Source organism: Acidobacteriota bacterium (genome assembly GCA_003696075.1).
In the GTDB taxonomy this organism is placed as follows: domain Bacteria; phylum Acidobacteriota; class Polarisedimenticolia; order J045; family J045; genus J045.
Window position 1 is genome coordinate 1 of record RFHH01000186.1, and the last position, 4,471, is coordinate 4,471.

Sequence of the window (4,471 nt, forward strand, 5' to 3'; positions counted from 1 at the left end):
GCCACTTCGAGCTCGTCGACCCGATCTCCCAAGCCGAGCTTCCGCAACGCCTGCGTCATCGTCCGCAGCTCGTCCGGGACGGCGATCCGGATCAGCTCGTTCTCGAGGAAGCCGTCGGTGCGCGATGCGGCGGCGACCGCCCGCTCGGCGCCCACCCGCAGCGCTTCCCGCAGCCCCTGCGCGACCGTGCGCTCGTCGAGCGAAGACGAAGAACCCTGCGTTGCGGTGGAGCCGGCCGCCAGCCGATCGAGAAAGCCGGCGCACCCGGCCGCCGCGCCGGCGCCGAGCACCGCCGCGGCCAACAGGAACCGTCTCATGAGCTCTCCCCGCCGCCCGGCGCGGCGCCGCCGGCCGCCAGCCCGGCCTCTTTGAGCAGAAACGCGAATTCGAACGCGATGTCGCGGTACCGCTCGTACCGGCCGGAGGCACCGGTGTGGCCGGCGTGCATCTTCGTCTTCAAGAGCAGCGTGTTGGAATCGGTCTTCAACTTGCGGAGCTTGGCGACCCACTTCGTCGGCTCCCAGTACTGGACCTGGGAGTCGTGCAGGCCGCTCAGAACGAGCAGGGCGGGATAGTCCTTCGCCTCGACGTTGTCGTAGGGGGAGTAGGAGAGCATGTACCGGTAGTAGGTCTCGTCCCGAGGGTCCCCCCACTCGTCGTACTCGCTGGTGGTCAACGGGATCGACTCGTCGAGCATCGTCGTCACGACGTCCACGAAGGGCACGGCAGCGATGGCTCCCCGGAAGAGGTCACCGCGCATGTTGATCACGGCACCGATCAGCAGGCCGCCGGCGCTGCCCCCCTGGGCGAAGAGCCGCTCGGGATCGGCGTAACCGCGGGCAATCAGGTGTTCCGCGCACGCGATGAAATCGGTGAACGTGTTCTTTTTCTTGAGGAGCTTCCCTTCCTCGTACCAGCGCCGGCCGAGCTCCTGCCCGCCACGGACGTGGGCGATGGCGAAGGCGAAACCGCGGTCGAGGAGCGAAAGCCGGGACGGGCGAAACGCCGGATCGACGCTGATCCCGTACGCGCCGTAGCCGTACAGGAGGAGCGGATTTCCGCCCGGCCGGCGGCGGTCCTTGCGGTAGACGAGGGAGATCGGCACGCGCTCGCCATCCGGGGCGGTGGCATGCAGGCGTTCCGTGACGTAGTCGTTCTTGTCGAACCCGCCGAGCACCTCCTCCTGCTTCAGCAGGATCTTGCGCCGCGTCCGCATGTCGTAGTCGAAGACGGAGTTCGGTGTCGTCAGCGAAGTGTAGCCGTACCGCAGCAGGTGCGTATCGAGGTTCGGGTTCTGGTGGAAGTACGCCGTGTAGGCCGGCTCTCCGAAATCGAGCTGGTGCGAAGGTGTTCCCGACAGCGACCGGATCGTCATCTTCAAGAGGCCGCCCTCGCGCTCCCCGGTGACGAGGTGTTCCCGGAACAGCTCGAACCCCTCGAGCAGCGCGTCCGGCCGGTGCGGAACGATCTCTTCCCAGCGCTCCGGGCGCGGGTCGGTCACGGGAGCCCGTACGAGCCGGAAGTTCTCGGCATCGTCGTTCGTTCGGATGTAGAAGTGCTCGTCCAGGTGGTCGACGTGGTATTCGTGCTTCCGCCTCCGGGGCAGGATCACCCGGAAACGTCCGCGGGGGTCGTCCGCCTCGAGGCAGCGGTACTCCGTGCTGAGCGTCTGTGTCGAGGCGATCATGAGGAACCGTCTCGACTTCGTCTTGAAGACGAACACCGAAAAGGTGTCGTCCTCCTCCTCGTAGACCAGCTCGTCGCGGCGGGGATCCTCCCCGAGGACGTGCCGGAAGACGCGGCACCAGCGCAGGGTCTGCGGGTCCTGCCGCGTGTAGAACAGCGTCCGGTTGTCGTTGGCCCAGGAGAAGTTGGCGGCGCACTCGGGGATTTCGTCCTCGAGCATCTCCCCGGTGTCGAGGTCCTTGAACCGGATCGTGTGGATTCTCCGGCCGACGGTGTCGACGGCGAACGCCAGGATGCGGCCGTCTTCGGAGACGGCACGGCGCCCGACGCTGAAATACTCGTGTCCTTCGGCCAGGGCGTTGACGTCGAGGATCACCTGCTCGGGGGCCTCCATCGATGCCTTGCGGCGGCAGAAGATCGGATACGAGAGCCCCTCCTCGTATCGGGTGTAGTAGTGGAAACCGTTGAGGAAGTAGGGAACCGTCATGTCGGTCTGCTTGATGCGGGACTTGATCTCCTCGTAGAGCTGGTCGATCAGCGGCGAGACGTCCCGCATCGCCTCCTCGGCGTAGCGGTTCTCCGCCTCGAGGTAGGCCATCACCTCGGGATCGTCGCGCTCCCGCATCCAATAGAACTCGTCGATGCGGACATGGCCGTGCGCCTCCAGCCGGTGCGGCCTGGAGGGCGCCCTCGGCGGCTCGTTTCGGATCTTCATGGTCGTCGGCCGGCCTCCCGGAAGGGCCGGCAGTATAGAGCGCGCCCCGGGGGCGGCCGCGCCGGTATTGCAATGTGATATCACCACGCTATAATATTCCCGGAGCGCCCGCCGGAGACGCGCCGGGCGCTCCTGGAGGCCGACGACGATGCTGCGAGAGATCGAGCACCGCGCCCCGTCGGGGATCGGGGTCTTCGCCCTTCTGTTCGCCGTGTTGCTCGCGCTCGCCTTCGCGGAGTACGCCCAGGTGCGCGCGCTCGTGCTCGCGGGCGGACCGCCCTCGCAGGCGCGGATCTGGATGCTGATCGTCACCGCGCTGGCCGGCGCCCTCGACGTGCTGCTGATGACCGGTGTCTTTCCCGTGCATCCCAATGAGGGATGCGTGCTGCAGTTCTTCGGAAAGTACGTGGGAACGGCCAAGGAGCCCGGACTCCGGTGGGCCAACCCGTTCTACAGCAAGAAGAGGGTCTCGCTCCGGGTCCGCAACTTCGAAACCTCGCGCCTCAAGGTCAACGACAACCGCGGCAACCCGATCGAGATCGCCGCGGTCGTCGTCTGGCAGGTGGTGGACACGGCCGAGGCCGTCTTCATGGTGGACGACTACGAGAACTACGTCCACGTGCAGAGCGAAGCGGCGCTGCGCAACCTCGCGCAGGCCTACCCCTACGACGTGTTCGAGGAGGGCGAGACGTCGCTGGTCAGCCACACCGCGGAGATCTCCGAGCGCTTGAGGGAGGAGATTCAGGAACGACTGGCGAAGGCCGGCGTCCGCGTCATCGAGGCGCGCATCAGCCATCTCGCCTACGCTCCGGAGATCGCCGGCGCGATGCTCCAGCGGCAGCAAGCCGCGGCCGTGATCGCGGCGCGACGCAAGATCGTCGAAGGGGCGGTCGGCATGGTCGAAAACGCCCTCGAGATGCTGTCGCGGCAGAAGGTCCTCGAGTTGGACGAAGAGCGCAAAGCGAACATGGTCAGCAACCTCCTGGTCGTCCTCTGCGCCGACACCCGACCGCAGCCGGTGATCAACGCCGGCACGCTCTACTGAGCCACGGCTGTCCCGGCCTTCCGGGCCGGCGGCGCGCCGGAAGCACCGACCGATGGCCCAGCGCAAGGCACTGCTCGTGCGACTGGATCCGAAGGTCCATGACGCGATCCGCCGGTGGGCCGCGGACGAGCTGCGCAGCGTGAACGCGCAGATCGAGTACCTGCTGCGCAAGGCCCTGAAGGAGGCGGGCCGGGAGCCGCGGGAACGTCGTTGATGCAGCGCCCGTCCCGACGGGCGGCCGCCGGGCCGTCGCGCGGGCGGACCCGGTCCCTTCCGGTATCATGCCCGCCTGCCGGCGGACGAGCCGGAGCGAGGGGGTCCACGGATGAAGAGAGGCTGCCTGGTCGCCATCCTGGCCGCGATCGGCGTCGCGGCCGTCGTTCTCCTTCTGGTCGCGTTGTCGCTCATGGCCACCTACAACCGATTCGTCAGCCTCGACGAGAAGGTGGGAGAGGCATGGGCGCAGGTGGAGAACGTCTACCAGCGAAGGATGGACCTCGTGCCGAATCTCGTGGAGACGGTGAAGGGCGTGGCGAATTTCGAGAAGGAAACCTACCTGGCCGTCGCCGAGGCGCGGGCCAAGGCGGGGCAGGTCACGCTCTCCAAGGAGCTGCTGAGCGATCCCGCGGCCTTTGCGAAGTTCGAGCAGGCCCAGGGGGAGCTTTCCACCGCGCTCTCCCGGCTGCTCGTCACCGTCGAGCGGTATCCCGAGCTGAAGGCCAACGAGAACTTCCGCGACCTCCAGTCCCAGCTCGAGGGAACCGAGAACCGCATCGCCGTGGAGCGCCGGCGCTTCAACCAGGCGGTCCGTGAGTACAACACGGCCATCAGGCGCTTTCCGGGCCGGCTGATCGCCTCGCTCTTCGGCTTCGAGGAGAAGCCCTATTTCAAGGCGGCCGAGGGCGCGGAGAAGGCCCCGCAAGTGAAGTTCTGATCCGGCGATGAGGAAGCGCTTCGGGGCGGCGGTCCTGCTGCTGGCGGCGGCGTCGGCGGCCCCGCCCACCCTCGGTCTCGAGATCCCGCCC

The 4,471-nt window shown here is 67.4% G+C and carries 5 protein-coding genes; 3 read left to right on the forward strand and 2 right to left on the reverse strand.

All coding sequences use genetic code 11. The annotated features are described in order from the left end of the window. Window positions 1-317, reverse strand: a 317-nt coding sequence (locus D6718_12235) for a DUF4197 family protein (GenBank protein RMG43446.1), incomplete at its 3' end; no start/stop codon positions are given. Further along, entirely contained in the window at window positions 314-2,401 is a 2,088-nt protein-coding gene (locus D6718_12240; protein ID RMG43447.1) for a S9 family peptidase, read from the reverse strand. The genes D6718_12240 and D6718_12235, both read right to left, overlap by 4 nt. Window positions 2,402-2,549: 148 nt before the next feature. On the opposite strand from D6718_12240, the gene D6718_12245 reads away from it, so the two are divergent. From D6718_12245 to D6718_12255, 3 genes are all read left to right on the forward strand, one after another. Further along, on the forward strand, window positions 2,550-3,446 hold the full coding sequence (locus D6718_12245) for an SPFH domain-containing protein (protein RMG43448.1): 897 nt from the start codon (window positions 2,550-2,552) through the stop codon (window positions 3,444-3,446). Between the two features lie 52 nt (window positions 3,447-3,498). Beyond that, the gene (locus D6718_12250; protein RMG43449.1) at window positions 3,499-3,660 is read left to right on the forward strand and encodes a hypothetical protein; all 162 of its coding nucleotides are present in this window, start codon (window positions 3,499-3,501) and stop codon (window positions 3,658-3,660) included. 111 nt (window positions 3,661-3,771) lie between these two features. Then, window positions 3,772-4,380: a LemA family protein gene (locus tag D6718_12255; protein ID RMG43450.1), complete on the forward strand. Its 609-nt coding sequence runs from the start codon at window positions 3,772-3,774 to the stop codon at window positions 4,378-4,380. Window positions 4,381-4,471: the final 91 nt, after the last annotated feature.

Bases quoted from the DNA above. Each gene is read 5' to 3' on its own strand.
- D6718_12240 (RMG43447.1), bottom strand. From the start codon at position 2,401: ATGAAGATCCGAAACGAGCCGCCGAGGGCGCCCTCCAGGCCGCACCGG.
- D6718_12245 (RMG43448.1), top strand. From the start codon at position 2,550: ATGCTGCGAGAGATCGAGCACCGCGCCCCGTCGGGGATCGGGGTCTTC.
- D6718_12250 (RMG43449.1), top strand. From the start codon at position 3,499: ATGGCCCAGCGCAAGGCACTGCTCGTGCGACTGGATCCGAAGGTCCAT.
- D6718_12255 (RMG43450.1), top strand. From the start codon at position 3,772: ATGAAGAGAGGCTGCCTGGTCGCCATCCTGGCCGCGATCGGCGTCGCG.